Annotated in this window: 24 protein-coding genes; 15 read left to right on the top strand and 9 right to left on the bottom strand. The window is 64.5% G+C overall.

All coding sequences use genetic code 11. The annotated features are described in order from the left end of the window. The first annotated feature begins 62 nt into the window (after nt 1-62). Both OX459_RS01340 and OX459_RS01335 read left to right on the top strand, forming a co-directional pair. Nucleotides 63-1,199, top strand: a complete 1,137-nt coding sequence (locus tag OX459_RS01340) for a succinylglutamate desuccinylase/aspartoacylase family protein (protein ID WP_289903446.1) — start codon at nt 63-65, stop codon at nt 1,197-1,199. A gap of 18 nt (nt 1,200-1,217) precedes the next feature. After that, a complete protein-coding gene (locus OX459_RS01335) occupies nt 1,218-2,606 on the top strand; it encodes a YfcC family protein (protein WP_289903444.1) in 1,389 nt (462 codons plus the stop codon). 27 nt (nt 2,607-2,633) lie between these two features. Here OX459_RS01335 and OX459_RS01330 read toward each other — a convergent pair whose 3' ends face one another. From OX459_RS01330 to OX459_RS01315, 4 genes are all read right to left on the bottom strand, one after another. Further along, on the bottom strand, nt 2,634-3,371 hold the full coding sequence (locus OX459_RS01330; RefSeq protein WP_289903443.1) for a hypothetical protein: 738 nt from the start codon (nt 3,369-3,371) through the stop codon (nt 2,634-2,636). Continuing rightward, on the bottom strand, nt 3,311-3,898 hold the full coding sequence (locus OX459_RS01325; RefSeq protein WP_289903442.1) for a hypothetical protein: 588 nt from the start codon (nt 3,896-3,898) through the stop codon (nt 3,311-3,313). The genes OX459_RS01330 and OX459_RS01325 overlap by 61 nt, the downstream gene beginning before the upstream one ends. An 82-nt stretch (nt 3,899-3,980) precedes the next feature. Beyond that, complete coding sequence (locus OX459_RS01320) at nt 3,981-4,406, bottom strand: GNAT family N-acetyltransferase (RefSeq protein ID WP_289904804.1); 426 nt, start codon at nt 4,404-4,406, stop codon at nt 3,981-3,983. Between the two features lie 135 nt (nt 4,407-4,541). Next, nucleotides 4,542-4,739 (bottom strand): hypothetical protein, encoded by a 198-nt coding sequence (locus tag OX459_RS01315; RefSeq protein WP_099666468.1) that lies wholly within the window; start codon nt 4,737-4,739, stop codon nt 4,542-4,544. A gap of 264 nt (nt 4,740-5,003) precedes the next feature. Between OX459_RS01315 and argH the strand changes: the two genes are divergently transcribed. Beyond that, entirely contained in the window at nt 5,004-6,401 is a 1,398-nt protein-coding gene (argH, locus tag OX459_RS01310) for an argininosuccinate lyase (RefSeq protein WP_099376466.1), read from the top strand. 51 nt (nt 6,402-6,452) lie between these two features. On the opposite strand, the gene OX459_RS01305 is transcribed toward argH, so the two are convergent. Continuing rightward, complete coding sequence (locus OX459_RS01305) at nt 6,453-7,109, bottom strand: hypothetical protein (protein ID WP_099666466.1); 657 nt, start codon at nt 7,107-7,109, stop codon at nt 6,453-6,455. A gap of 672 nt (nt 7,110-7,781) precedes the next feature. On the opposite strand from OX459_RS01305, the gene OX459_RS01300 reads away from it, so the two are divergent. The 12 genes from OX459_RS01300 to OX459_RS01245 all read left to right on the top strand — a co-directional run bounded on the left by OX459_RS01300 (nt 7,782) and on the right by OX459_RS01245 (nt 20,478). Then, nucleotides 7,782-10,313, top strand: coding sequence for a M4 family metallopeptidase (locus OX459_RS01300; RefSeq protein ID WP_289903439.1), 2,532 nt, complete (start codon nt 7,782-7,784; stop codon nt 10,311-10,313). 244 nt (nt 10,314-10,557) lie between these two features. Further along, nucleotides 10,558-11,751, top strand: coding sequence for a type II secretion system F family protein (locus OX459_RS01295; protein WP_289903438.1), 1,194 nt, complete (start codon nt 10,558-10,560; stop codon nt 11,749-11,751). 22 nt (nt 11,752-11,773) lie between these two features. Further along, a complete protein-coding gene (locus OX459_RS01290) occupies nt 11,774-13,471 on the top strand; it encodes a GspE/PulE family protein (protein ID WP_289903437.1) in 1,698 nt (565 codons plus the stop codon). Beyond that, nucleotides 13,458-14,246, top strand: a complete 789-nt coding sequence (locus OX459_RS01285) for a hypothetical protein (protein WP_289903436.1) — start codon at nt 13,458-13,460, stop codon at nt 14,244-14,246. The genes OX459_RS01290 and OX459_RS01285 overlap by 14 nt, the downstream gene beginning before the upstream one ends. Beyond that, nucleotides 14,237-14,779 carry a hypothetical protein gene (locus OX459_RS01280; RefSeq protein WP_289903434.1) on the top strand — a complete coding sequence of 181 codons (543 nt, stop codon included), beginning with the start codon at nt 14,237-14,239 and terminating at the stop codon, nt 14,777-14,779. The genes OX459_RS01285 and OX459_RS01280 overlap by 10 nt, the downstream gene beginning before the upstream one ends. Next, complete coding sequence (pilO, locus tag OX459_RS01275; RefSeq protein WP_289903432.1) at nt 14,767-15,390, top strand: type 4a pilus biogenesis protein PilO; 624 nt, start codon at nt 14,767-14,769, stop codon at nt 15,388-15,390. Before OX459_RS01280 ends, pilO begins: the two co-directional genes overlap by 13 nt. Beyond that, entirely contained in the window at nt 15,387-15,926 is a 540-nt protein-coding gene (locus OX459_RS01270; RefSeq protein ID WP_289903431.1) for a hypothetical protein, read from the top strand. Before pilO ends, OX459_RS01270 begins: the two co-directional genes overlap by 4 nt. Further along, entirely contained in the window at nt 15,923-17,818 is a 1,896-nt protein-coding gene (locus OX459_RS01265) for a secretin and TonB N-terminal domain-containing protein (protein ID WP_289903430.1), read from the top strand. The genes OX459_RS01270 and OX459_RS01265 overlap by 4 nt, the downstream gene beginning before the upstream one ends. Continuing rightward, the gene (locus tag OX459_RS01260) at nt 17,815-18,297 is read left to right on the top strand and encodes a type II secretion system protein (protein ID WP_289903429.1); all 483 of its coding nucleotides are present in this window, start codon (nt 17,815-17,817) and stop codon (nt 18,295-18,297) included. Before OX459_RS01265 ends, OX459_RS01260 begins: the two co-directional genes overlap by 4 nt. A gap of 5 nt (nt 18,298-18,302) precedes the next feature. Next, on the top strand, nt 18,303-18,686 hold the full coding sequence (locus OX459_RS01255; protein ID WP_257218854.1) for a type II secretion system protein: 384 nt from the start codon (nt 18,303-18,305) through the stop codon (nt 18,684-18,686). Beyond that, a complete protein-coding gene (locus OX459_RS01250) occupies nt 18,673-19,209 on the top strand; it encodes a type II secretion system protein (protein ID WP_289903428.1) in 537 nt (178 codons plus the stop codon). Before OX459_RS01255 ends, OX459_RS01250 begins: the two co-directional genes overlap by 14 nt. A 45-nt stretch (nt 19,210-19,254) precedes the next feature. After that, on the top strand, nt 19,255-20,478 hold the full coding sequence (locus OX459_RS01245; RefSeq protein WP_289903427.1) for a Xaa-Pro peptidase family protein: 1,224 nt from the start codon (nt 19,255-19,257) through the stop codon (nt 20,476-20,478). Here the strand turns inward: OX459_RS01245 and OX459_RS01240 are convergent. The 4 genes from OX459_RS01240 to paaZ all read right to left on the bottom strand — a co-directional run bounded on the left by OX459_RS01240 (nt 20,475) and on the right by paaZ (nt 26,241). Further along, nucleotides 20,475-22,055, bottom strand: coding sequence for a methyl-accepting chemotaxis protein (locus tag OX459_RS01240; protein WP_289903425.1), 1,581 nt, complete (start codon nt 22,053-22,055; stop codon nt 20,475-20,477). The genes OX459_RS01245 and OX459_RS01240 overlap by 4 nt on opposite strands. 61 nt (nt 22,056-22,116) lie before the next feature. Then, nucleotides 22,117-22,524, bottom strand: coding sequence for a hypothetical protein (locus OX459_RS01235; RefSeq protein ID WP_289903423.1), 408 nt, complete (start codon nt 22,522-22,524; stop codon nt 22,117-22,119). 10 nt (nt 22,525-22,534) lie between these two features. Next, the gene (locus OX459_RS01230; protein WP_289903422.1) at nt 22,535-23,797 is read right to left on the bottom strand and encodes a hypothetical protein; all 1,263 of its coding nucleotides are present in this window, start codon (nt 23,795-23,797) and stop codon (nt 22,535-22,537) included. A 392-nt stretch (nt 23,798-24,189) separates the two neighbouring features. Then, nucleotides 24,190-26,241: a phenylacetic acid degradation bifunctional protein PaaZ gene (gene paaZ / locus OX459_RS01225; protein ID WP_289903421.1), complete on the bottom strand. Its 2,052-nt coding sequence runs from the start codon at nt 26,239-26,241 to the stop codon at nt 24,190-24,192. Nucleotides 26,242-26,255: the final 14 nt, after the last annotated feature.

Here is a 26,255-nt window from a genome sequence, read left to right as displayed (position 1 = left end):
AAATAATGCTACATAATCGACCGAAATCCATCAACCGCGCCCCGTTTTGGGGCGAATTCACCATGCAAGTACAACAGCATCCCATCTCCACCGCGCACGCCAGCGTGTCCAGCCAATTGAGCAGCTTCCACTTCGGCAGTGCGGCCGCCGCTAGCCGCAGCGGCAAGAAGGTGTACATCCAGGCGGCGCTGCATGCGGATGAAGTGCCGGGCATGCTGGTGTCGCAATTTTTGCGTCGCGAACTGCTGGCGCTGGAAGCGGCGGGTAAGATCCACGGCGAAATCATCCTGGTGCCGGCCGCCAACCCGATCGGCCTGGCGCAAGCCATCCATGGCGCGCCGTTCGGGCGCTTCGACCTGACCACCGGCATCAACTTCAACCGCGCCTACCGCCACGTGGCCGATGAACTGAAAACCACGCTCGATGGCCTGCTGGGACAGGATGCGCAAGCCAACGTGGCGCTGATACGCGAACATGCGCGCGCCGCCGTCGCCGCCTGGCGGCCGGGCACGGATGCGGAAACGTTGAAGAAAACCCTGCTGGGCATGGCCATCGACGCCGACATCGTGCTCGACCTGCATTGCGACAACGAGGCGGCCCTGCACATTTATACGGGCACGCCGCTGGCGGCGCAGATCGCCCCCCTGTCCGCGTTGCTGGGCGCGCGCGCCGTGCTGCTGGAACTGGCGGCCGGAGAAGAACCGTTCGACGAAGCCTGCAGCCGATTGTGGTGGGATCTCGACGCGCACTTCCAGGGCCGCTATCCGATTCCTGCCGCCTGCCTGTCGACCACCGTCGAGTTGCGCGGCGAAGTGGAAGTAAGCTACGCCCTGGCCGAACGCGACGCCACCGCCCTGCTGCGTTTTCTCGCCATCGAGGGCGTGCTGGACATCCCCGGTGCCGGCGACGACCTGCCCGCGCCGCAATGCAAGCCGACGCCGCTGGCCGGGGTAGAGCCGATCCTCGCGCCACATCACGGCGTGCTGGTCTACCTGCGCGAAATGGGTGAGGTGCTGGCCGCTGGCGATGCGGTGGCCGACCTGATCGACCCGGTCAGCGGCGAAACGACGACCTTGCGCTGCACCGTCGCCGGCGTCTTCTTTGCGCGCAGCGCCCACCGCCACGTGCTGCGCGGCATGAACGTCGGCAAGGTCGCCGGCAAGGTCGCTTTCCGCGGCGGCAGCCTGCTGAGCCAATAAATGTCACAAAAAAGCGCCATGAGAAAATTCAAGCTCCCCAATACCTTCGTCCTGCTGTGCGGCATCCTGGCCATGATCGCCCTGGCGACGTGGCTGGTGCCAGGCGGGAAATTCGACACGCAGCTGGTGAACGGCAAGCAGCTGATCATCCCCGGTACGTTTCACTACGTGGACAACAAGCCGCAGGGCCTGGCCGCACTGATGATGGCGCCCATCAAGGGCTTCGTCGACGCCAGTCTGATCATCGGCTTCGTGCTGATCGTCGGCGGCGCCTTCGCCGTGCTGCAAAAAACGGAAGCCTTCGATTCCCTGATCAAGGCAATCGCCAAGGCGCACACCAGTTCGCGCTTCGTGCGCGCCGCCATCATCCCCGTCTTCTTCACCATGTTTTCCTTGGGCGGCGCCACCTTCGGCATGAACGAGGAAGCCATCCCCTTCATCCTGATCTTCGTGCCACTGGCGCTGGCCCTGGGCTATGACACCATCACGGGCGTATCGATTCCCTTCATCGGCTCGCAGGTGGGCTTTTCCGCCGCCTTCCTGAATCCGTTCAATGTCGGCATCGCGCAAGGCATCGCCGGCGTGCCGATCTTTTCCGGCATCGGCTATCGCCTGATCGTGTGGGCCATCGCCACGGCGGTCAGCATCGTGTTTCTGATGTGGTACGCGGCGCGCATCAAGCGCCATCCGGAAAAAAGCCCGACCTACCTGCTCGACATCGAAAAGCGCGGTGAGCACTCGATGGACCTCGACAGCTTTGGCGGCATGACGCGCACGCACCGCGCCGTGCTGTGGATTTTCATGGCGACCTTGCTGACGATGGTCGTCGGCGTCGTCAAGTACGATTGGTTCATTGATGAAATCGCCGCCCTGTTCCTGGTGATGGCCATCGTCGTCGGCCTGGTTGGCCGGCTCGACATGGACAGCCTGGTGGCGTCTTTCGTGCAGGGCGCACGCGACATGGTCAGCGTGGCGCTGGTCATCGCGCTAGCGCGCGGCACCATGATCCTGGCGCGCGACGCGCAGATCATCGACACCATGTTGCATGCGCTCACGCCCTTGGTAGCCTCGTCGAGTCCCGTCTTCGCCGCGCAAAAGATGTTCTTCATGCAGTCGGTGATCAACTTCTTCATCCATTCCGGCAGCGGCCAGGCCGCGCTGACCATGCCCATCATGGCGCCGCTGGCCGACCTGGTGGGCGTGACGCGCCAGACGGCCATTCTGGCCTTCCAGTTCGGCGAGTTCACCACGCCGATGATTCCCACGTCCGGCATCACCGTCGGCGTGCTGGCGCTGGCGCGCGTGCCCTGGATTACGTGGGCCAAGTGGATGATCCCGCTGCAGCTGATTTACCTGGTACTGGCGCTGCTGCTCCTGATTCCCCCCTGTCTGATGCACTGGCAGTAAGCACGGCGAGGCAGCGTCGCCGTGGCTTTATTTGCGATACGCCTGTCCATACGCGCCGTCGGCGCCGCCCTTCGCCCAGTCGGCCATCAGGTCGTAAAACCCGGGCGTGATGACGGTGGGCTTGCGCGTTCCATCGGGCGCCTGAACGTAGCTGCGCATGCCGTGATCGGCCTGCGGGAAGAGGTAGATGGAGATGGCCTGGCCCTGGCTGCGCAACGCCGCCAGGCGCTCCACGCTGACAGCCGGCGGCGCCTGGCGGTCGTCCTCCGCCAATGCCCATAGCTGCGGCACCGCGACCTGGCGCAATGCCTGCACGGGATCTTGCGACCAGTCGACACCGAGCTTGTCGAACTGCGGTATACCGTGCTTGCGCAATTCCTCGGCCGGCATGCCCAGCAACACGCCTGTGTAGCCGCCCTTGATGAGGGAAAACCACGGCTCCTTGCCAAACTGCCACTGGAATGCCGACAGGTCGTCCAGTCCATCCTGGTAGCCAGATTTGACGATTCTTGCCGTGATATCCGTCCCCATCCTGGCCTTGGCGACGACGTCGCCGCCATAGCCCTTGTCCTGCAGTTCCCTGGCAACCTGCGCCGCATCCTGCTCCGTGATATCGACCGCCAGGCCATAGCCAATGCCGAGAAAGTCCGCCTTGGCGCGCACCTGCGCCAGTGGAGCGATCCAGCTGCCCTGGCTTACCCCTATCAGGCCAAAGCGGCCGTAGCGGCCTTGTGCCAGCCGCCTGGCTTCGCGCGACGCGGCCACCAGGTCATCGGCCAGGCGCGGAAAATCTGCGTGTATTCGCCTTCGGACAGCCCGGTACCGCGCTTGTCATACACGAAAACGGATACACCCCGTCCCACCATCTGATAAGAGTCGCGCGCGCGGTCGATCCAGCCGCTGCTTTCGGAACCATGGGCATACACGACCAGTGGCGTCTCCTTGCCGGCGCCCGGCGCTTCCAGCAGGCGGCCCGCGAGCATAACGCCGTTCGATGCAAAGCGCGTATCTGTTTCGACCAAAGCCACTTTCGGCCAGCGCTCCTTGCCATTGACAAGCACGGCGTCCTTTCCGCACGCGATCAGTGCGCCGGCATCCTGCGTGCTGCCAACGGTCCCGTCGCTGAAGGTGTAGCCGTAGCCTTTGCCCCCCTTGGTGAGGGCGACGAAGCCCGTCTGGTCCTGGCGAAAAATACCCGTCTCGCAAGGCGCAGGGCTGAATTCCTCCGGCATGGGCGCAGCAGTCGCCGAGAACGATACGGCAAGCAGAGGCCAGAGAAAGGAAGAGGTCATGGAGTCATGGGTCCGGTAGGGGGATCAATACAATGGAAATGGCAGGGCAGGACCGGGGCCGCGCGCAAACCGCGCCAGCCGTTCAACGCCGGTACATATCCGGAAAATACCGCTCCATCAGCGTCTCCGGCCGGAGCGGCGCCGTAAAGCCGTGGCGCGCATACAAGCCATGCGCCGTGCTGGTGGCCAGCATGAAACGGCGCAAGCCCTGCAAGTCGGGATGTGTCATCACGGCCTCCATCAGGCGCTTGCTGTAGCCGCGGCCGCGGTACTCTTCCAGTACATACACGTCGACCAGATAGGCAAACGTGGCGTAGTCGCTGACCACGCGGGCGAACGCCACCTGGCGGCCGTCCAGCGTGCCGCCGAAGCAGAGCGAATGGTCGATCGCGCGCTGTACGGTGGCCAGTGGGATGCCGCTGGCCCATGCCGATTGCGTGCTGAGAAAATGGTGAATGGCTGGAACGTCGAGTTCCGCCTTGTCGCTGCTGATCTTCAAATGTGACATCACGCTGTCCGCCTATCGTGGAAAAAACCGATCATCGGCGATTTGCGCGCTGCTGTCACCTGGGCAGGAAAGAACCGGGGGCGCCGCCCGTCCTGATTGCCGGTGATGGGTGCTGCCTGCATTGCATAGGCCCGCTTACAGTGCGGCTTTTTCTTCGGCGCTCAGGCGCTTGGCGCTGACGTACACGGTGTGCATGGTGACTTGCTCGGCGCTGGCCGCAACGGGTGCCGGCGCGGCGCGGAACTTCGGCACGGCGGCGGTGGCCAGGCTTGTGGCGGCGGCGATGGCGATGATGGCAACGAAGATGGCTTCCATGTTTTTAGCGATGTTCATGATGGTTCCTTTGGGTGGCTGGTTGTGTGCTGCGATGATTGAACTGTAGGCCGATCCCCACTGAACCGCCATCGGATTGCGACCAAACGCACGATTCGCGGGACAGAATACAAAAAGCCCGGATGGAACGCACAACGTGCCCGCGCCGTGGCATTTGAGGCTTGCCAGCCCCATTCCTGGCCATTTCAGCGCCCTGCAAGCCCCTAAAAGCCCTACCGCCGGCCAACCTTGTTTATAATCGCCCTACACTAAAGGACTTCTTTCATGACTGATCAATTCTCCAAAAAGGGCGAAGCCTGGTCGGCCCGGTTTTCCGAACCGGTCTCGGACCTCGTCAAGCGCTACACAGCTTCTGTATTTTTTGACAAGCGCCTGGCGCTGTTCGACATCGAAGGTTCGCTGGCCCATGCGGAAATGCTGCATGCGCAAGCCATCATCAGCCCGGCCGACTACGCGGAAATCCAGCGCGGCATGGCGCAAATCTCGCAGGAAATCGCCGCCGGCCAGTTCGAATGGCTGCTGGACCTGGAAGATGTCCACCTGAATATTGAAAAGCGCCTGACCGAACTGGTAGGCGATGCGGGCAAGCGCTTGCACACGGGCCGTTCGCGCAACGACCAGGTGGCGACCGACATTCGCCTGTACGTGCGCTCCGCCATCGACGACATCACCGCCCTGCTGGCGACGTTCCGCAGCGCGCTGACGGACCTGGCCGAACAGCATGCCGACACCATCATGCCGGGCTTTACCCACATGCAGGTGGCCCAGCCGATCACCTTCGGCCACCACATGCTGGCGTATGTCGAGATGTTCGGCCGCGACGCCGAGCGCATGGCCGACTGCCGCAAGCGCGTCAACCGCCTGCCGCTGGGCGCCGCCGCCCTGGCCGGCACCACCTTCCCCATCGACCGCCTGCGCGTGGCCAAGACGCTGGGCTTTGACGACGTCTGCCACAACTCGCTCGACGCCGTGTCGGACCGCGATTTCGCCATCGAATTTTGCGCCGCCTCCGCCGTGCTGATGATGCACGTGTCGCGCATGGCCGAAGAACTGGTGATCTGGATGAGCCCACGCATCGGCTTCATCGACATCGCCGACCGCTTCTGCACCGGCTCGTCGATCATGCCGCAAAAGAAAAACCCGGACGTGCCGGAACTGGCGCGTGGCAAGACGGGTCGCGTGTATGGCCACCTGACTGGCCTGCTGACCCTGATGAAAGGCCAGCCGCTGGCCTACAACAAGGACAACCAGGAAGACAAGGAACCGCTGTTCGACACCGTCGACACCGTCATCGACACCCTGCGCATCTTCGCCGACATGGCTGGCGGCATCACGGTGAAACCGGAAGCGATGCGTGCGGCAGCCCTGCAGGGTTATGCCACGGCGACCGACCTGGCCGACTACTTGGTCAAGAAAGGCTTGCCGTTCCGCGACGCCCATGAAGCGGTGGCCCTGGCCGTGCGCGCCTGCGTCGATGCCGGCTGCGACCTGGCCGACCTGTCTTTGGAGCAGTTGCGCGCGTTTTCCCCGCTGACGGATGAAGACGTGTTTGCCGTGCTGACCCTGGAAGGCTCTGTCGCCGCGCGCGACCACGTGGGCGGCACCGCTCCCCGCCAGGTACGCGCCGCGATCGCCCGCGTGCGTACGCAGCTGGAAAAATAAACGGGCTGCGTCCCGCCAGCGCCCCGCTGCATCGCTGCAGCGGGGCGTTTTTCATTGGGCGACGATTTTCGACAGTACGGCAAAGGCGGCCCCCGTCTGCGATGCCTCCAGCAGCAAGGTCAGCTCCGTGTAAGTGCAGATGATGTTGATCAGATTGATGCGCTCCCACGCCAGGCGCTTGAGGATGGCGTGATACACGCCCGGCGTATAGCAGGTTTCGGGCGCCAGGTGCAAGGTCACGGCCGTCACGCGTTCGAGGCGCGCCAGCTCCTGCTCTTCGCCGAAAACCTCTTCCACCAGCGCATGCAGGCTGCGGCTGCAGATCACCATCACCTCGTTGACGCCGCGCGTGACGGTAATGAACGTGCCCCGCTGGGGCGCGGCCAGCGCCAGCAACTGGCGCTGGCAGGCATAGGTCTGGTCGGAGTAACGGTAGGTAAAAATCATCAGTTCGCTGCGCGTGGACAGTTCGCCCGCGCGGTGCGCCAGCACGATCTCGCCGCTTTTCTGCTGCGGCATCCGTTCGGCCAGGCGGCGCAGCGCCATTACCACGGCGGCCTGGCCCACCGGTTTCCATAAATCGCTCTGCAATTGCGGCTGCAGCTGGCGCGCCAGTTCCGACAGGTTGAGCAAGCCCCGGCCCAGTCCCTCGCTGAGAAAGGCCGATTCCATCACGATCTGTTCCACTTTGGTCGCTATCGAAAGCATAGTTCGTCGGGCCGGTGATTCCGGTGCACGCACCAGGAGCCGGCAACCCTTCCTGAAAAAAGGATGCACTGCGCCAGCGGCCGCACCGGGCGGCGCGGTCGGACTCGCTGAAAAGCCCCCCTCGCGGGGGAAGGGCCGGTTAACGGCGGCTAGGAAGGCGGATGCAGCATGAATGCCGCTCCAGAGGGGAAATGGCTGAAACCAACAGCAGAAAACAGAACTGACGTCATGTGAAACTCCCGATTTTTTTCCCGATGCGCTGTATCTGGACGCGGTCATTGCCGCGTGCGCTTTTTTTGTCTTCGCGTGATCCGCTGGGGACCACATGAAGAGCTAGTGTAGATCGCAACATTTAAAAAATGCAACAGTGTTTTTCCAACAGAGCGCTCCATTAGGGGAAGTAGTCCAAAACAAAAGTTGCAGCTTGTGGTAGATCAAACTTTCCAACGATACAGCGCTGATAAATGTTCAATTCTTAACAAAAATTCGCGTAGTGACCCATTTCTTGAATTTTTTGACATGGCGATCTCGACAAGTTTAGTGTCCCCCTACCCGGCGTCATGCCACCACAAAACGGCAGGCTATCCGCCCGCCGCCAGGCACGCTGGGGTGGCCATCAGGCATCGCGGCCAGCTCATTCACCATTTCCTTAACCGATACCATGGAGCAGAAATGAATTTACGTTTGACGATAGTTGCCGCATCCATCGCCGCCCTGCCGCTGATGGCCACCACGGCAGATGCCGCCTCGCCGCTGCCACAGACCCTGATGGCCGCCCCGGTCAGCCTGGCCTCTCCACAAGAGAACGCCAGCCTGGTCAACAAGCTGGCCGCGCAGGCACGCAGCCGCGGCCTGAATACCGAGCATGGCTTTGCCGTCGGCGCCCAGCATCCTGGCGTCAGCGGCACGCGTGTGAGCCGCGTACAGCACACCTACAAGGGCTTGCCCGTCTTCGGTTCCGAGACGGTCGTGGTCAGCAACAACGCCGGCGACATCGTCAGCGAATCCGTGTCGGACCGCGCTTCCGGCCTCGGTAGCGGCGGCGTCAATTCCGTCACCCGCAGCGCCACCACCGATATCGACACCACGCCGGCCGTCAGCGCCGCCGCCGCCATCGCCGCCGCCGTAAAAAGCATCGGCGTGCCGGCCGTCGACCACGTGCCGCCGCAGGCGCAACTGCTGATCTACCCCGTGATGAAAACGGTGCGCGTGGCCGGCGCCGAGAACAAGTCGGAAGCCGCGCTGAACGCCCTCGACGTGCAGGACGTGGTCGACCACTACGAGCTGGCCTACCTGGTGCAGACGCGCATGATCAGCGGTAACAAGCCCGTCTACTACGACACCGTCGTCAGCGCCAAGGATGGCCGCATCCTGCGCCAGTGGAAAGCCCTGAAAACCGTGGCCGGCATCGGCAACAGCCAGTACAACGGCCAGGTACCGCTCAACACCACGCTCACGGGCAGCACCTACACCATGAAAGACCCCAGCCGCGGCACGGGCGGCAGCTTCGGCGGCATGGCCATCACGAATGCCAACCACGGCACCACCTCGGGCAGCGTGTACAGCAGCACCAGCAATACCTGGGGCGACGGCCAGCAATACATCAACGGCGGCAGCACCACCAACGCCAACGGCCAGACGGCGGCCGTGAACGCGATGTGGGGCCTGATGAACACCTACGACACGCACAAGAATGTGCTGGGCTGGTCCAGCCTGGACGGCAACAACACGGCCACCCACATCGCCGCCCACGTCAACACGGCCTACGACAACGCCTACTACGACAGCAGCTGCAAGTGCATGTACATCGGCGACGGCGGCAGCTCGTTCAACAACCTCGGTTCCATCGACGTGATCGGCCACGAAATGGGCCACGGCATCACGGACGCCACCTCGGGCCTGATCTACTCGCAAGAGTCGGGCGGCTTGAACGAATCGAGCTCCGACATCGCCGGCGAAATGGTGGAAGCCTATGCGCGCGCCGGCGGCACGGGCACCAGCATCCCCAACACGGGCAACGATTGGATGACGGGCAAGGAAATCGCCAAGAATGGCCAGCCGCTGCGTTGGCTGTACAAGCCAAGCAAGGATGGCAGCAGCCCGAATGCGTGGAGCAGCACCATCAAGAACCTCGACGTCCACTACAGCAGCGGCCCGAACAACCGCATGTTCTACTTCCTGTCGCAAGGTTCGAACTCCACGTCCAGCAGCGACTACTACAGCTCGTACCTGAACAAAAGCCCGCTGGCCATGACCGGCATCGGCAGCGACAAGGCTTACCGCATCTGGTTCAAGGCCGCCACCACCAAGTTCACCTCATCGACCAACTACGCCGATGCGCGCAACAAAGTGCTGCAGGCAGCCGAGGAACTGTATGGCGTGGGCAGCGCCGAGGCTATCGCCGTCAAGCGCGCGTATGCGGCCATCAACGTGGGCGCCGACGTCGATGAATCGACCACGGGCGGCGCGGTGAGCATCACCAGCCAGCCGGCCAGCATCACCGTCGCACCGGGCGCCACCGCCTCGTTCGCCGTGGGCGCAGGCGGCGGCACGGCACCGTACACCTACAAGTGGTACCGCAACGGCGCCGTGATCAGCGGCGCCACGTCGCCCGCCTACAGCTTCACGGCTGCGGCGGCCGACAACGGTGCCGTGTTCAAGGCCACGGTGACGGATTCGTCCTCGCCCGCCGTGACGGCCACGTCGAACAACGCCACGCTGACGGTGGGCACGAGCAGCGCCACCGAACGCGTGACGAACGGCGGCTTCGAGTCCGGCGCCACGGGCTGGAGCGGCACCACGGGCGCCATCGGCACCTTCACGGGCCAGGTGGCGTATGAAGGCACGCAGTACGCCTGGCTGGGCGGCAATGGCGCCACGGCCAGCGAATCGCTGACGCAAAGCGTGGCCATTCCGGCCGCCGCCACGTCCGCCAGCCTGACCTTTGCGCTGCACATCGACACGGCGGAAACGGGCAATACCGTGTACGACAAGCTGGTCGTCACCGTGAAGAACAGCGCCGGCACGGTGCTGGGCACCCTGGCCACGTATTCGAACGTGAACAAGGCAGCCGGCTACCAGATCCGTACGTTTGACCTGATCGCCTACAAGGGCCAGACCGTGCAGATCTCGTTCGCCGCGACCGAGGACGCATCGCTGCAAACCTCGTTCGTGATCGACAAGGTCAGCCTGGTTACCCAGTAAGCGGCTGAACCTGCGGGCAAGCCATCGATGCAAGGCTTGCCCGCACAGCACGATTGATTTTCTGGCAATTACAGTCTACCCTGAGGCAGTGATTGCATCTTGCCTGCTGCCGGTACCCGCGACGAATTGAACTTTTTTTTGGATTGTTCCTGACCGATGCCTACTTCGACCTTGTCCGCACGCGCTTTCTCCCATTCCAGCCTGTCCATTTTTACGCCTGCCACCATGCTCGCCTGACGCGGCCATGCAGTTCCACCTCCAGGTGCAGGGCCCGGCGGGCAGCCAGGCGCTGGCCATCGACGCCGCCAGCGAGGCCGAGGCGATCCGCGCGGCCGTGCGCGGCGGCTGGCGCGTGCTGGCCGTCGACGATGGCGCGGCGCAGGAGGCTGGCGTCGCGCCGCGCCTGGGCAAGCAGGGCTTGCCCCTGCTGCAATTCAGCCAGGAGCTGCTGGCCCTGCTCGAAGCGGGCCTGAACCTGGGCGAGGCCATGGCCACCCTGCACAACAAGGAAACGCGCGCGGGCGCCAAGGCCACCCTGGCCGCCATCGTGCTCACCCTGCAGCAAGGGCAAAGCTTTTCCGACACCCTGGCCGGTTTCCCCGACATCTTCCCCGACATTTACATCGCCACCGTGCATGCGGCCGAACGCTCGGGCAACCTGCCCGAGGCGCTGGCGCGCTTCGTCGGCTACCAGCTGCAGTTCGACGCCATCCGTAAAAAACTCATTTCCGCCGCCATCTACCCGTGCATGCTGCTCGTCGTCGGCGGTCTAGTGACCCTGTTCCTGCTCGGCTACGTGGTGCCGAAGTTCAGCGTCGTCTACGAAAGCTCGGGCCGCGAAATCCCGTGGATGTCGCAAATGCTGCTGGGTTTTGGCCAGACCCTGGCCGCGCATCCGCTGCTGTGCGCCACGGCGCTCGCCGCCGCCGTTGGCGCCGTGGTCTTCGGCATCGCCAATGCCGGTGCGCGCCAGGCCCTCGTCTTGCGCCTCTTGTGCCTGCCCGTGCTGACCGGGAAGGCGGCGGAGTTCCGCCTGGCGCGCTTCTATCGCGCTCTGAGCCTGCTGCTGCACGCCGGCATCCCGCTGCACAAGGCGCTGGCCATGGTGGCCCCCATGCTGCTGCCGGCGCAGCAGGAGCAGTTGGCGCAGGCGCGCCGCGCGGTGCAGGAGGGCATGCCGTTTTCCACCGCGCTGGAACAGGCCGGCATGGCCACGCCCGTGGCGCAATCGCTGCTGAAAGTGGGAGAAAACACGGGCCGCCTGGGCGACATGCTGGAACGCTCGGCCAAGTTCCACGACGAGGAATTCGCCCGCTGGGTGGACTGGGCTTCGCGCCTGCTCGAGCCGCTCTTGATGACCGTCATCGGCGTCGTCATCGGCGGCGTGGTGGTGCTGATGTACATGCCGATCTTTGAACTGGCCGGGAGCTTATCGTGAACGTTATCGTGAAGGTCATGCCATGAACGCACGCGACGAAGAACGGGCCGTGCTCGATGCGGCCATGCTGCGCCGCGCCCACGCCAGCGCACTGGAACAGGGCCGCCCGCAGATGGCCGTGCTGCAGGAAACGGCGGCCCTGCCGCCCGAAGTCTTCCTGCGCCAGCTGGCCGCCCTGTTCCGCTATCCGGCCTGGACGATGGCAGAGCTGCAAGCCGCCCTGCCCGCCTTTGCCCTGCTGCCCTACACGGATTGCGCGCAGCGCGACTGCGTGCTGCTGCAGCCAGACGCCCCCGGCGCGCCGCCCGTACTCGTCATCGGCAACCCGTTTGCCGAAGACTTGCTGCAGTGGGCCGACTTCGCCCTGTCCACGCCCTTCACGGTGGCGCTGGCGCATCCGGACGACCTGGCCGCCTACCTGCAGCAGCAGGAAAGCGTGCAGCAGGCGATGCAGGAAATGCAGCACGGCGACGACGTGCCGGGCCTCGACCAGAGCATCGAGGACATCTCGCTCATTCGCATCAGCGAAGACAGCAGCCCGGTGGTGAAACTGGTGAACTCCACCATCTACGACGCCCTGAAATTCCAGGCCAGCGACATCCACCTCGAATGCGACGTGGCCAGCCTGGTCATCAAATACCGCGTCGACGGCGTGCTGGTGCAGGCGGGCCAGGTGCAGGGACTGGCGATGGCGGAACAGATCATCTCGCGCATCAAGGTGATGGCCGACCTCGACATCGCCGAGCGCCGCATCCCGCAGGATGGCCGCTTCAAGGTGCGCGTGAAAGGGGCGGAGATCGATTTTCGCGTTTCCATCATGCCCAATATCTTTGGCGAGGACGCCGTGCTGCGCCTGCTGGACCGGCGCGCGCTGACGGAAGCGGCGCAGGCGCTGCGCCTGGAAAGCCTGGGCCTGAACGAGGACGCCATCGAACAGATACGGCGCCTGGCCGCCAAGCCGCACGGCATGCTGCTGGTGACGGGTCCCACGGGTTCCGGCAAGACCACCACCTTGTACGCGGCCATCACGGAAATCAATACGGGGCGCGACAAGATCGTCACCATCGAGGACCCCGTCGAATACCGCCTGCCGCGCGTGCTGCAGATTCCCGTCAACGAAAAAAAGGGGCTGACGTTCGCGCGCGGCCTGCGCTCCATCCTGCGCCATGATCCCGACAAGATCATGATCGGCGAAATCCGCGACGACGAGACGGCGCAGATCGCCGTGCAGGCGGCGCTGACGGGCCACCTGGTGTTTACCACCGTGCATGCGAATAACGTCTTTGATGTGGTCGGCCGCTTCCTGCACATGGGCGTCGACGCCTACAGCTTTGCGGCGGCCCTGAACGGCATCGTGGCGCAGCGCCTGCTGCGCCTCAATTGCGCCCATTGCGCCGTCGACGCCAGCGCCGAGGTGCTGGCCGATGCGCAGCAGCTGCGCGACAGCGGCCTGGCCCTGCACCAGGTGCAGGACTGGCAATTCATGGCCGGCAAGGGCTGCGGCCACTGCCGCGGCACCGGCTACAAGGGGCGCAAGGCCGTCGCCGAGGTCCTGATGCTCAGCGATGCGATGCGCGAAATGATCTGCACGCGCGCGCCCCTGAGCCAGATGAAGGAAGAGGCGGCGCGCAACGGTTTTCGCCTGGCGCGCGAAGCGGGCCTGGACCTGGTGCGGCGCGGCGAAACCACTTTAGCGGAGCTCAATCGTGTCACTTATTGAACGCCTTACCCGCGCCACCCTGTGCCTGCACGTGGCGCCGCACGGATTGGACGGCGTGCTGCGCCGCGCCGGCCGTCCCGTAACGGACAGTGCTTTTCACGTGCCCATCCTGAACCCCGACGCCAGCTGGGAAGTGGCGCTGGCAAGCTTGCGCGGCTGGCTAGAACAGCACAATGAAAAAAAACTGCCGCTGGCCGTCAGCCTGGCCAGCCGCTGGTGCGCCATGCTGATGGTGCCGTGGAGCGGCGCCCTGCTCGACGCGGCCAGCGCACAGCGCTTCCTGCACAGCCAGTTCGCAGCCGTCTACGGCGATGGCGCACGGGCCTGGCGCCTGGCTGCCGACGATGCACCGTACGGCAAGCCGCGCCTGGCCTGCGGCGTCGATGCGGCCCTGCTGCAAGGGGTGCAGGATGCAGCCGCCGCGCATGGCCGGCGCTGCCTGTCCATCGAACCCATCGTGGGGCCGGCCTGGCGCAGCATGGCCGGCAACAAGCCTGCCGCCTTCGCCCTGGTGGAAGGGGGGCGGCTGCTGCTGGCAACGACGAGCAGCGGGCGCATCACGGCCCTGCATAGTCAGTCTTGCGCCGCCGCCTGGGGCGACGAACTGGATCGGGCGTGGCGGCGCTGGAACTTGCGCGCGCCGCAGCTCGACGCCATCGAGCACGTGGTGCTGCTCGACCTGAGCGGCGAACTGCAGGATGCGCTGCCGGCGCGTTTCCAGCCCGTTGCCGTGGCCAGCGCCGCGCACCTGATGCGGGAGGCCGCATGGGCCTGAGCCGCCTGGAATTGCTGGCGCCCGGTACAGTGCAGACATTCAGCGGCTGGCGCCTGGCCCTGTGCCTGACGGGTGCCATGCTGCTGCTGCCGGCCGCCGTGTACTGGCTGGTGCAGGCGCAGGAAACGCGGCGCCTGGAAGCGCAACTGGCCCAGCTGCAGCCCCCGCGTCCCGTGCGCGCCCCCCTCTCGGCGACCCAGCAGCGCGAACGCGACAGCGAACTGAAACAGGTGGCCGTCGCCGTGCGCCAGCTCAACCTGCCCGTCACGCGCCTGGTCAAAACGGTGCAGGCACCGCGCGACGTGCGCGTGGCCCTGCTGGGACTGGACCTGAACACGCAACAGGGACAAGATGGCGCCAGCGTCCTGAAAATCGCCGCCGAGGCGGAAACGCCGCAGGACATGCTCAATTACCTGGCTTTCCTGAACCAGCAGCCCATGTTCAGTTCCGTGTATCTGCTCAAACACGAGATGAATGCGAACGCTCCCGAACACCCATACCGTTTTCAGCTGGAGGCGCAATGGCGGCAATAAAATCCGTGCTGAAAGCCAGCACGCCCGTGGCCCGTCCACGCCTGCAACTGCGCCTGCCGCCGCGCCTGCGGTGGGAAGCGCAACGGCTGTGGCGTACCCTGAGCTGGCCAAGCGCCATCGGCGCGGCTTGCCTGGCGCTGGCCACTTTCGCCATGCAGCAGGGCGATGCGCTGGCCGCGCGCCAGCAGCAACTGGCGGCGCAACTGGCCGCTGCGGCCAGACAGTCGGCGCTGCCGCCGGCGACGGCCATCTCGCTCGATGCCGATGCCGATAGCCTGGCCGCCTTTCACGCCTACCTGCCCGCGCACGACAGCATTCCCGAGCAGCTGAAAACCTTGCTGGACGTGGCGCAAAAGAGCGGCGTCACCTTGGCCAAGGCCGACTACAAGCCACAGGAAGACGGTAACACGGCCTTTTTGCGCTACCAGATCACCCTGCCCGTGAAGGCCGAATACGCGCAGCTGCAAACGTTCATCGTCGATGCCTTGCAGGAGATGCCCACCCTGACGCTCGACTCCGTGCTCTTCAAGCGCGAGCAGATCGAGGCGGGCGAGATCGACGCGCGCATCCAGTTCATCCTGCTGGTGAAAAAGGCGGAGGTGCGCCGATGAAGAAAGTCGTACTGGGAGGCGCCGCCGTGGCGACCTTGCTGGCAGCCCTCTTCGCGCCCGAGGATGAAGGCAGCATCGTGGGACCGGCCACGGCCACCACGCGCCAGGTGGAACGGGTGGCGCCAGCAACCGTGCTTCCCGATACAGCCGCGCCGGCGCCTGGCCGCCCGCTGGCGATCCATCCGCGGCGCGCGCTCGACGATGACGAGGCGGCCACCCTTTTTGCCAAGCAAAGCTGGCAGCCCGATACGCCGAAAAAGATCATGCTCGACCAGCAGGCCGCCCAGGCTGCGCTGCCTGCTGCCCGCGCCGATACGAACGCGCCGCCACCGCTGCCCTTTCAATTCCTCGGCCGTTTCGTCGACGAAGGCAAGGCTGCCTATTTCCTGCAAGCGGGCGAACGCAACGTGGTCGCGCGCCCCGGCGACACGCTCGAGGAGCGTTACCGCTTCGACGGTGTGGTGCAGGGCGCACTGCAATTTACCTATCTGCCGCTCAACCTGAAACAGACACTCGCCGTAGGGGACCTCAATTGAAACGACGCACACCACGTACCAGCATCACCCTGCTGCCGATGCTGTTCCTGTTGGCCGCCTGCGCCGGCAACCAGGCCTACAACGACGGCCAGGCCATGCTGGGCGCCGGTCGCACGGAACAGGGCCTGGCCCTGCTGGAACAGGCGGCGCAAGCCGAGCCGACCAACGCCAAGTACCGCATCGCCGTCACCAATGGCAGGATGCGCGCGCTGAACAACCTGAATGGCCGCGCCGAGGCGCTGCGCCAGCAGGGCAAGCTGCCCGAGGCGCAAGCGCTGTACCAGCAGGCGCTGGCGCTGGACGCCAGCAACGACGTGGCGCAGCGTGGCCTGGAGGGCGTGGCGCAGGATGAGCGGCATCGCAAGCTGGTGCAGGAAGCGCAGGCCAGCTACCAGCGCGGCGGCGAAGCGAATGTCGCGCAGGCGCAGGAAGCCTTGCGCCAGGTGCTGCAGGAACGCCCCGCACAGCGCGAGGCGCTGGCCCTGAAAAGCCGCATCGGCGACGAACAGGCGAAGGCGCGGCCGGCCGGCGGCAAGCTGGCGGCCGCCTACCGCAAACCCGTGACCCTGGAATTTCGCGACGCGCCGCTGCGCTCCGTGTTCGATCTTCTCAGCAAGGTGTCGGGCCTGAACTTCGTCTTCGACAAGGAGGTCGACCCGGCCCTGCGCGCCACCATCTCCGTGCGCGACACCAGCATCGAAGAGGCGATCGCCATGCTGCTGGGCGCGAACCAGCTGGAACAAAGCGTCACCAGCGACAAGTCGATCACGATTTACCCGAACACGCCGCAAAAGGTGAAGGATTACCAGCAGCTCGTGGTGCGCACCTTCTTTCTCGCCAATGCCGATGTCAAGACGGTGGCGTTTTCCATCAAAACCCTGCTCAAGGCCAAGGACGTCGTCACGGATGAACGCCTGGGCATCATCATGCTGCGCGATACACCGGAAATGGTACGCATGGCCGAACGCATCATCAACGTGCAGGACCTGGCCGACCCGGAAGTGATGCTGGAGGTGGAAGTGCTGGAGGTGAAGCGCACGCGCCTGATGGAGTTGGGCGTGCGCTGGCCCGACCAGGCCAGCCTGACACTGGCCGGCGTCGCAGGTAGCACAGGAGGCCTGGGCGGCCTGAAAGTGGCGGACCTGCACCGCATCAATGGCGACAACATCAACCTGGGCATCGGCGGCGTGACGCTCAACGCCAACAAGACGGACAGCGACAGCAATATCCTGGCCAATCCGCGCATCCGCGTGCGCAACAAGGAAAAGGCCAAGATCCTCATCGGCGACCGCGTGCCCGTCATTACCGTCACGACGAATAACGGCGTCAGTTCCGACAGCGTCAACTACATCGATGTGGGCCTGAAGCTCGACGTCGAACCGAACGTCTACCTGGACGACGAAGTGGCCATCAAGATCAACCTGGAAGTGTCGAATGTCGTCAAGGAAGTCATCAGCAAGACGGGCACGCAGGCTTACCAGATCGGCACGCGCAGCGCCTCGACGGTGCTGCGCCTGAAGGATGGCGAAACGCAGGTGCTGGCAGGCCTGATCAGCGACGAGGACCGGGGCACGGCCAACAAGGTGCCGGGCGTGGGCGAACTGCCCGTGCTGAACCGCCTGTTCGGCAGCCAAAAGGACGACGCCATGCGCAGCGAGATCGTGCTGTCGATCACGCCGCGCCTGCTGCGCAGCATCCGCCGCCCGGACCTGATGACGGCCGAATTCAACTCCGGCACCGAGGCATCCGTGGGCGGCCGTGCCAGCGTGGGTGGCAGCCCCGAAGCCGTCGCCGCGCCCGAGCAGGCCGCCCCACGCAGCGGCTCGCCCATGACGGGCGGCGACGAGGCGCCAGCGGCAGGCGACAAGGCCACTGTCAAGGGTGGCCAGTGAGGTGGCCAGTGAAACAGCGGGGCTTTACCTTCATCGAGCTGATGATCACCCTGGCGATCATGGCCACCCTGGCCACGGTCGCCGTGCCGATGGCGCAAGTGGCGCAGCAAAGGGCGAAGGAACAGGAGTTGCGCAGCGCCCTGATCGAGATACGCGAAGCGATCGATACCTACAAGCGCGCCTCGGACAATAGCCGCATCAAGCTGTCGCTGGGAGGATCCGGCTATCCGAAAAAACTCGAGGAACTGGTCGAGGGCGTGCCCGACCAGCGCAGTCCCTCGAAACAGAACATCTATTTTTTGCGCCGCCTGCCGCGCGACCCGTTCCAGCCCAGGGAAGAAGGCAGCGCGGCCGACAGCTGGAGCAAGCGCGCCTACGCCTCGCCGCCCGACAATCCCAGCGAAGGCGAAGACGTGTTCGACGTCGCCTCGCGCTCGACCAAGGTGGGCCTGAACGGCGTGCCGCTCAAGGAATGGTGATTTCGATGCCCTGCTCACATCCGCGCCGCGGTTTTACGCTGGTCGAACTGCTGGTGGTACTGGCGATCATCTCGCTGCTGCTGACGATCGCCATTCCCCGCTATTTCGGCTCGGTGGAAAAATCGAAGGAGGTCGCGCTGAAGGAAAACCTGCAGGTGCTCAGGAGCGGCCTGGATAAATACTATGCCGACAAGGGCGAGTATCCGGCCGCACTGGCCGACCTGGTGACCCACCATTACTTCCGCAGCGTACCGCTGGACCCCGTCACGGAGTCCGCCGCCACCTGGCAATTGATCCCTTCACCGAATGGCGAGATCGGCGGCGTGGCGGACGTGCGCAGCGGCGCCAAAGGCAAGACGCGCGAGGGCATCCCCTTTGAGCAGCTCTAGTTTCCAGCGCCGCGCACGGGGTTTCGCGTATATCTGGACCCTGATGCTGGTAGCCTTCATGGGCGTGGGTTTGGTGCTGGCCAGCGAATTGCATGCCACGGCCGCGCGGCGCGACAAGGAGCGCGAGCTGCTGTTCATCGGCCATGAATTTCGCAATGCGCTGGGCCGCTACTACGACAGCACGCCGGGCGACGGACGGCCCCGCTATCCATTGACCTTGCAGGAACTGCTGCGCGACCCGCGCTTCGCCAACGCCCGGCGGCATTTGCGCCGCCTGTATGCGGACCCCGTCACGGGCAAGACGGAATGGGGCGTGCTGCGGCAGGAGGGCCGCATCGTCGGCATCCATTCGCTGTCGCCGCAACTGCCCATCAAGCAGGACAATTTTCTCGACGAAGACGCCAGCCTGCGCCGCAAGCAACGCTACGCGGACTGGCACTTCACCTATCCGCACGACCTGGTACTGGCCCCGCCCGATGCCGCCGGCGGCGCGCCCGGGCTCAAGCCGAAAGGCGCGAACTGATATCATGCCCGCATTCCATATTCAGCATCGAACAAAGGAGCAGGCATGAGCATAGGTGGCACTTCCATCGAACAAGCATTGGCATCGCTGTCGGACATGACGTCCGGCATGGTCGCCATCGGCAAGGACGAACATGCGCAGCGCATCGCCAAGGCGCAGGCCTTCATGCGCAAACAGGGCATCGCCGCGATCTACCTGAACGCGGGCGCCAACCTCACCTATTTCACGGGCACCAAGTGGTATGCCAGCGAACGCATGGTGGGCGCCATCCTGCCGGCCAGCGGAGAGCTCGAGTACATCGCCCCTGCCTTCGAAGAAAGCACCCTGACGGGTTTCATGGTCATCGAGGGCAAGGTCAATTGCTGGGAAGAGCATGAAAGCCCGTACCAGCTGTTCGTCGACGCGCTGGCGCGCATGGACATAGCCCAGGATGCGGCCGCGCCGCCGCGCGTGGGCATCTGCGAAAGCGCCGCCTTCTTCATCTACGACGGCATCAAACCGCTGGCCCCCGGCTACGCGCTGGAAAATGCGCGCGCCGTGACGGCATACTGCCGCAGCCGCAAGTCGCCGGCCGAAATCGCCTTGATGCAGCGCGTGATGGACATGACCCTGGCCGTGCACGTAGCCACAGCCAGCATGCTGTATGAAGGCATCACGACGGTGGAAGTGGAAGAATTCATCCAGCGCGCGCACCGCAAGGTGGGCGCGCCCCGCTCGTATTTCTGCATCGTGCTGTTCGGCGAAGCGACGGCCTATCCGCATGGCGTGAACTACGTGCAGACCCTGAAAGCGGGCGACACGGTGCTGATCGACACGGGCTGCCAGGTGATGAACTACATCTCCGACATCACGCGCACCTATGTGTTTGGCACCGTCAGCGAACGCCAGCGCAGCGTGTGGAACAGCGAAAAGGCGGCGCAGGCAGCCGCATTCGCCGCCGCACAGCTGGGCGTACCCTGCGGCGACGTGGACCGCGCCGCGCGCGTCTCGCTGGAAGCGGACGGCTTCGGCCCCGGCTACAAGCTGCCCGGTCTGCCGCACCGTACGGGCCACGGCATCGGCCTCGACATCCACGAGTGGCCTTACCTGGTGGGCAATGACACAACGCCGCTGGACGTGGGCATGTGCTTCTCGAACGAGCCGATGATCTGCATCCCCGGCGAATTCGGCATCCGCCACGAAGACCATTTTTACATGACGGAAAACGGCCCGCGCTGGTTCACCGAACCAGCGCACAGCATCGACGATCCGTTCGGGCTGAAGGTTTAAGCCGCCTTCGTCAACGCCAGCCGCCGTGCCGCTGGCACGGTGCTGATCGCCGGCGCGCTTCCCTGCGCCAGCTTGAACACGGCCAGCGCCGTGCCCAGTTGCACGGCCTGTTCCTGCAGCGATTCGGCCGCCGCCGATGCTTCTTCCACCAGCGCGGAATTTTGCTGCGTCATTTGATCCATGCTGCCGATGGCCACGCCGATATCGCCGATGCCGGCGCTTTGCGCCTGGCTGGCTGCGCTGATCTCGGCCATGATGTCGGCCACCTTTTTCACGGAATCGACGATCTGCCCCATGGTCAATCCCGCCTCGTCGACCAGCTTCGAGCCGACATTCACCTTGGCCACCGAATCGCCGATCAATTGCTTGATCTCGCGCGCCGCCGCCGCGCTGCGCTGCGCCAGGTTGCGCACTTCGGACGCCACCACGGCAAAGCCGCGTCCCTGTTCGCCTGCGCGCGCCGCTTCCACGGCCGCATTCAGGGCCAGGATATTCGTCTGGAAGGCGATGCCGTCGATGACGCCGATGATATCGACGATGCGCCTGGATGAATCGTTGATCTCGCCCATGGTGGTGACCACCTGGCTGACCACTTGCCCCCCCTTCACGGCAACCGACGATGCCGACACCACCAGTTCATGCGCCTGGCCCGCATTGGCGGCGTTGTCGCGCACGGTGGCGGTCAGGCTGTCCATGCTGCGCGCTGTCTGATCCAGGCTGCCCGCCTGCGATTCCGTGCGCGCGGCCAGGTCCGCATTGCCCTGGGCAATCTCGGCACTGGCCACCTGGATGGTTTCAGCCGACGCCTTGATGTCCGAGACCATGCCGCCGAGCTTGGCGCGCATGTCCTTCAGCGCCGCCAGCAAGCTGCTCTGGTCGCCCGCCTCGGTCACGATGTTCATCGAGAGGTCGCCATCGGCCACGGCGCGCGCGATCTGGCGCGCGTATTCGGGTTCACCGCCCAGCTGCTGCCAGATGGCGCGCACGACGAAACGCGACACGGCCACCAGGCAGACGATGACGGCCAGCGCCACGGCGATACTGGTATTGAGCGCATTGCGCACATTGGCCGCGCTGCGTTCGATGCCCTGCTTGAACTGTATTTGCGCCTGTTCGTTGGTTTTTGCCAGGTCCGTGTTGAGCACCGCCAGCGCGCCCTGCATGCGCGCCACCGTCGCTTGCGGGTCGCCCTCCTCCATTTCCAGCATGATGCGCGCAGCGCTCAGCGCCGGCGCATAGTAGGCATCGAATTCCCTGGCCAGGCGCTGGCCCTGTTCGCGCTGGCCGGGGATCGCCGCAAAGGCCGCCAGCTTGGCGCGCAGCTTGACGGCCTGGCCGCCGACTTGCCCGATACGCTCCTTGTCACCTTCGCTGACGGCATCGCGCAGGGCGTCGCCGACGGCGGCCACGTCCAGGGTCAGCGACTTGGCCATGTCAAGCACGGGATAGTCGGCGCTTTCGGTGGCGTGGATGGAATTGAGCGTGGCCGTGGACAGATAGGCGCTGACGGCCAGCCCCAGCCCGAAAATCACGGCCGAGACGACAGGCAGCGCCCATATCTTGCGTTTGATGCTCATTGCTGTCTCCTGATTTTGATGAATTATCGGGCCGCCGCATGGCGTGCGGCCCGAACCGGCTTTATGGCGCCGTCAGCACCACTTTGACGGTGCCGTCGACGGCACTCTTTTCGATATAGCCGATGGCTTTCGGATCGGCGGCGACAGCCTTCTTCACGTCGGCGCTATTGGCCACTTCCTTCGGCAAGGTCGCCTTGCCCGTGAAGACCAGCTTGGACCACAGGGCCTTCGCCTGCGACGGCTCCTTGTCCGTCACCTTCTTGTAGAACTCGGCGCGCACGGGGGCGCTTTCCGGCTGGTCGATCGGCGTCATGGCCGTCGATTTGCCGAGAAAGAATTGCGCCACCTGTTCATTCGTCATGGCGCCGGCGGCGCTCTTCGGATTGACCACCACGACCACTTCGGCCATGGCGGGAATGGCGGTCGACAGCGCCAGCAAGGCAGCCACATTTGCAATAAATGGTTTCATGCGGCGCTCCTCAGAAAACGAAATCGATGGCGGCGGCAGCCACCGTGACGGGACCATGGAAGCCTGGCTTGGCTTGCACGAACAGGCCCGGGCCATTCTTCGGCTTGATGCGGTCGATCTGCACCTTCAGGGCGGCCGAACGGTGGAAGTCCCAGCGCACGCCGATGCTGTCCGTCGATTGCTCCAGCTGGTTGCGCATATAGGCCAGGGTGTCGACGCCGGCCGACAGGGCGCGCAGGGTCGGCGTGCAGGCGGCCGGATAGCCGGCTGGGCAGGCGGCAGGCACGGTGTTGTTCACGCGGCCATCGGCCTTCAGGCTGGCGTGGCTGTAGTACGGAAGAAAAGCGCCGATGCGATAGCCGCCCATCACGTACCACGAAGTGCTGTCGCTGACATAGCTGTCCGTCTTGCGCTTCGCATATTCGGACTGCACCAAGACATTGTTCCAGTCCAGGCCCAGGCCCACGGAAGTGAACGACGCCTTCTTGTCCTTGACTTCCAGCGCATCGGCCAGGGCACCCAGCTGGGCGATCCGGTAGCCGCTGCCGGCCGCGCGCAAGCTGCCCATCAAGGTGTTCAGGCTCGGTGAATCGTTGATCGTCAACTTGGTTTCGGCACGGCCGAAGCGCACGGTGACGGGGCCATGCTCGGCCACCACGTTAAGGGCAACGATGGACTTGCCTTCCACCTGCACGGTCGAATCGGGACCCGTGGCCAGGGTGGCCTTGGTGCGGCCCAGCGCCAGCTGCGTGGTGATGCTGGTATCGCCCGCGCTGAACTGATAGGTACCGTCGACGCCATCGATGCTGTTCAGGGGAACCTGCGAATACATTTCGCCGGGCGGGCGCAGCATGGTGTTGGCATAGCCCACGTTGCGATAATCGGAAATCATGAAGACGGGCAGGCCCATGCGACCGACGCGCACGCTGAAGCTGTCCGACACCTTGGCCTTGGCAAAGGCCCAGGCCAGTTCGGCGCCGAAATCGTCCTCACCATCCTTGCGCGCCAGGCCCTGCACGGTGGCCGACAACCAGGGATTGACGGTGGCATTGGCTTGCAGTCCCAGGTTGGAATCGACACCCGTGCGGGCCGTGCGGCCAGCGCCGGCAGCCTGGTTCGGGCGCGCAAACTGCGCATTATCGGTATCGGCCATGGTCAGGGCAGCAGTGCCGTAACCGCTGATCTTGACGGCGGGACCGGTGACCTCTTCGGCATAGGCATGGCTGATGGCCAGGGGCATGGCCAACAGGAAAATCAGGACATGTTTATTCATAGTAATCAAATACCCGTAGCGGTGAACATTAATCGTGGAGTGGACTCGAGGTCGATGGCTCACCGGCCGTAAAAGGCCGAGTCCGTTTTTTTCGCGCCGCCATCGCGTCGTTGAGCGTGCTTGGCGGCGTGACCAGTAAGTAAAACCATGCTACAGAGAAAAGGTTTTACGTTGGAAAGTTTTCTTGAGGCAATGGACGAATTCGCCCATTTTCAAGGAAAAAGCACGCGTTCTAGAGGTGTTTATCTAAATAGCACGCTGTGCAAAACCACACTTAGCCTATATTTTTCATACACTTATGGATAATTCAAGAGGAAAAGAATCCGAATAAAAAAACGCCACCCGCATAAAGATCGCGGGTGGCGCCGGTCAATGCCGTGCTGCAGGAACGCTTACTCGCGCTTCGATACCAGGGTCAGAATATCGTAGCTGGCCACCAGTTCCTCGTTCTGGTTCGTCACCTGCACGTCCCACGCGACCACGCCCTGTCCCACGCCAAACACGTCCTTGCGGTTGCGGTCGACCTTGCGCTTGCAGGTCAGGCGCGCGCGGATGGTGTCGCCGATGGCGACAGGAGCGACGAAACGCAGGTTGTCCAGGCCGTAGTTGGCCAGCACGGGGCCCACGCCGGGCGAGACGAACAGGCCGGCAGCGGCCGACAGCACGAAGTAGCCGTGGGCGATGCGCTTGCCGAATTGCGACTCCTTGGCGGCGATTTCGTCGAAGTGCATGTAGAAGAAGTCGCCCGAGATGCCGCCGAAGGCGACGATGTCCGCTTCGCTGACGGTGCGGCGGTGCGTGAGCAGCGAGTCGCCCGTCTTCAAATCCTCGAAATGCTTGCGGAACGGGTGGATCGGGCTTTCATTGACGTCCGCGCCACGCACGTATTCACCCGTGATGGCCGCCAGCATGGTCGGTGAGCCTTGCACTGCCGCCCGTTGCAGGTAATGGCGCACGGCACGCACGCCGCCCAGCTCTTCGCCGCCGCCCGCGCGGCCAGGACCGCCGTGCTTCAACTGCGGCAGGGGCGAGCCATGGCCCGTCGAATCGACGGAAGCCACGCGCTCGAGCACGTGCACGCGGCCATGCGTGGCCGCCACTTGCGGCACCACGCGCGCGGCGGTCTTCGGATCGCGCGTCACCAGGGTGCTCACCAGGCTGCCCTTGCCGCGCGCGGCCAGGACCAACGCCTCGTCGATCTCCTTGTAGCCCATCATGGTACTGACGGGGCCGAACGCTTCCACGTCATGCACGGCGTCGTTGCCGAAGGCGTCGCGGCACAGCAGCAGAGTCGGCGAGAAGAAACTGCCATCCTGCGCACCATCACCGAGCGGATTGAAACCGTCGGCCGCGCCGAACACCACCTCGTTACCCTGCGACAGGGTGGCAACACGCTCGGCCACATCATTCTGCTGCTCTTTCGACGCCAACGCGCCCATGCGCACACCGTCGATGGACGGGTCGCCCACCACCACCTTGGCCAGGCGCTCGCGCAAGCGCGTGCCGACGGCGTCCATCAGGTGCTCGGGCACGATGATGCGGCGGATGGCCGTGCACTTCTGGCCCGACTTGCCCGTCATCTCGCGCACGACTTCCTTGACGAAGAGGTCGAATTCCACATCGTCCGGCGTGACGTCTGGCGCCAGGATAGCGCAGTTGAGCGAATCGGCTTCGCCGTTGAACGGCACGGACTGGGCGATCAGGTTCGGATTGGTGCGCAGCTTGGCGGCCGTGGCGGCCGATCCCGTGAAGGTAACAAAATCCTGGCCATTCAGGCGGTCCAGCAGGTCGCCCGTGGAACCGATCACCAATTGCAGGCTGCCAGCAGGCAGCAAACCCGATTCGTGCATCATGCGCACGACGGCCTGCGTCAGGTAGCTCGTCGCCGTGGCCGGCTTGGCGATGCAGGGCATGGCCGCCAGGAAGCTCGGGGCGAATTTTTCCAGCAAGCCCCAGATAGGGAAGTTGAAGGCGTTGATGTGCACGGCCAGGCCGCCGCGCGGCACCAGGATGTGCGTACCGGCGAAACCACCCTTCTTGCCCAGCGCGATAGCCGGGCCTTCGTGCAGCACGTTCGACGACGGCAGCTCGTTGCTTCCCATGCTGGCGTAGGCGAACAGGGTGCCCGTGCCGCCTTCGATATCGACCCAGCTGTCGGCGCGCGTGGCGCCCGACAGGTGCGAGATCGCGTACAGCTCTTCCTTGCGCTCGACCAAGTACAGCGCCAGTGCCTTCAGGCGTGCGGCGCGCTGCTGGAAGTCCAGCGCCATCAGACCAGGCACACCCGTCTTGCGCGCATACGTGACGGCTTCGTCGAAGTCGATCTTTTCCGCATGCGTGTGATAGATGACGCGGTTGTTCAAGGCGCTGTGCAGGGGCACGGCGGCGCTTTCGCCCAGCCAGCGGCCGGCGATCAGGCTTTGCAGAGTGGATATGTGAGCCATGTGGTTTACTCCTA

Source organism: Janthinobacterium sp. SUN026 (assembly GCF_030397625.1).
Classification (GTDB): Bacteria; Pseudomonadota; Gammaproteobacteria; order Burkholderiales; family Burkholderiaceae_D; genus Janthinobacterium; species Janthinobacterium kumbetense.
The sequence above is the reverse complement of the archived record's forward strand: the minus strand, read 5'-3'. Positions and strand labels throughout refer to the sequence as shown.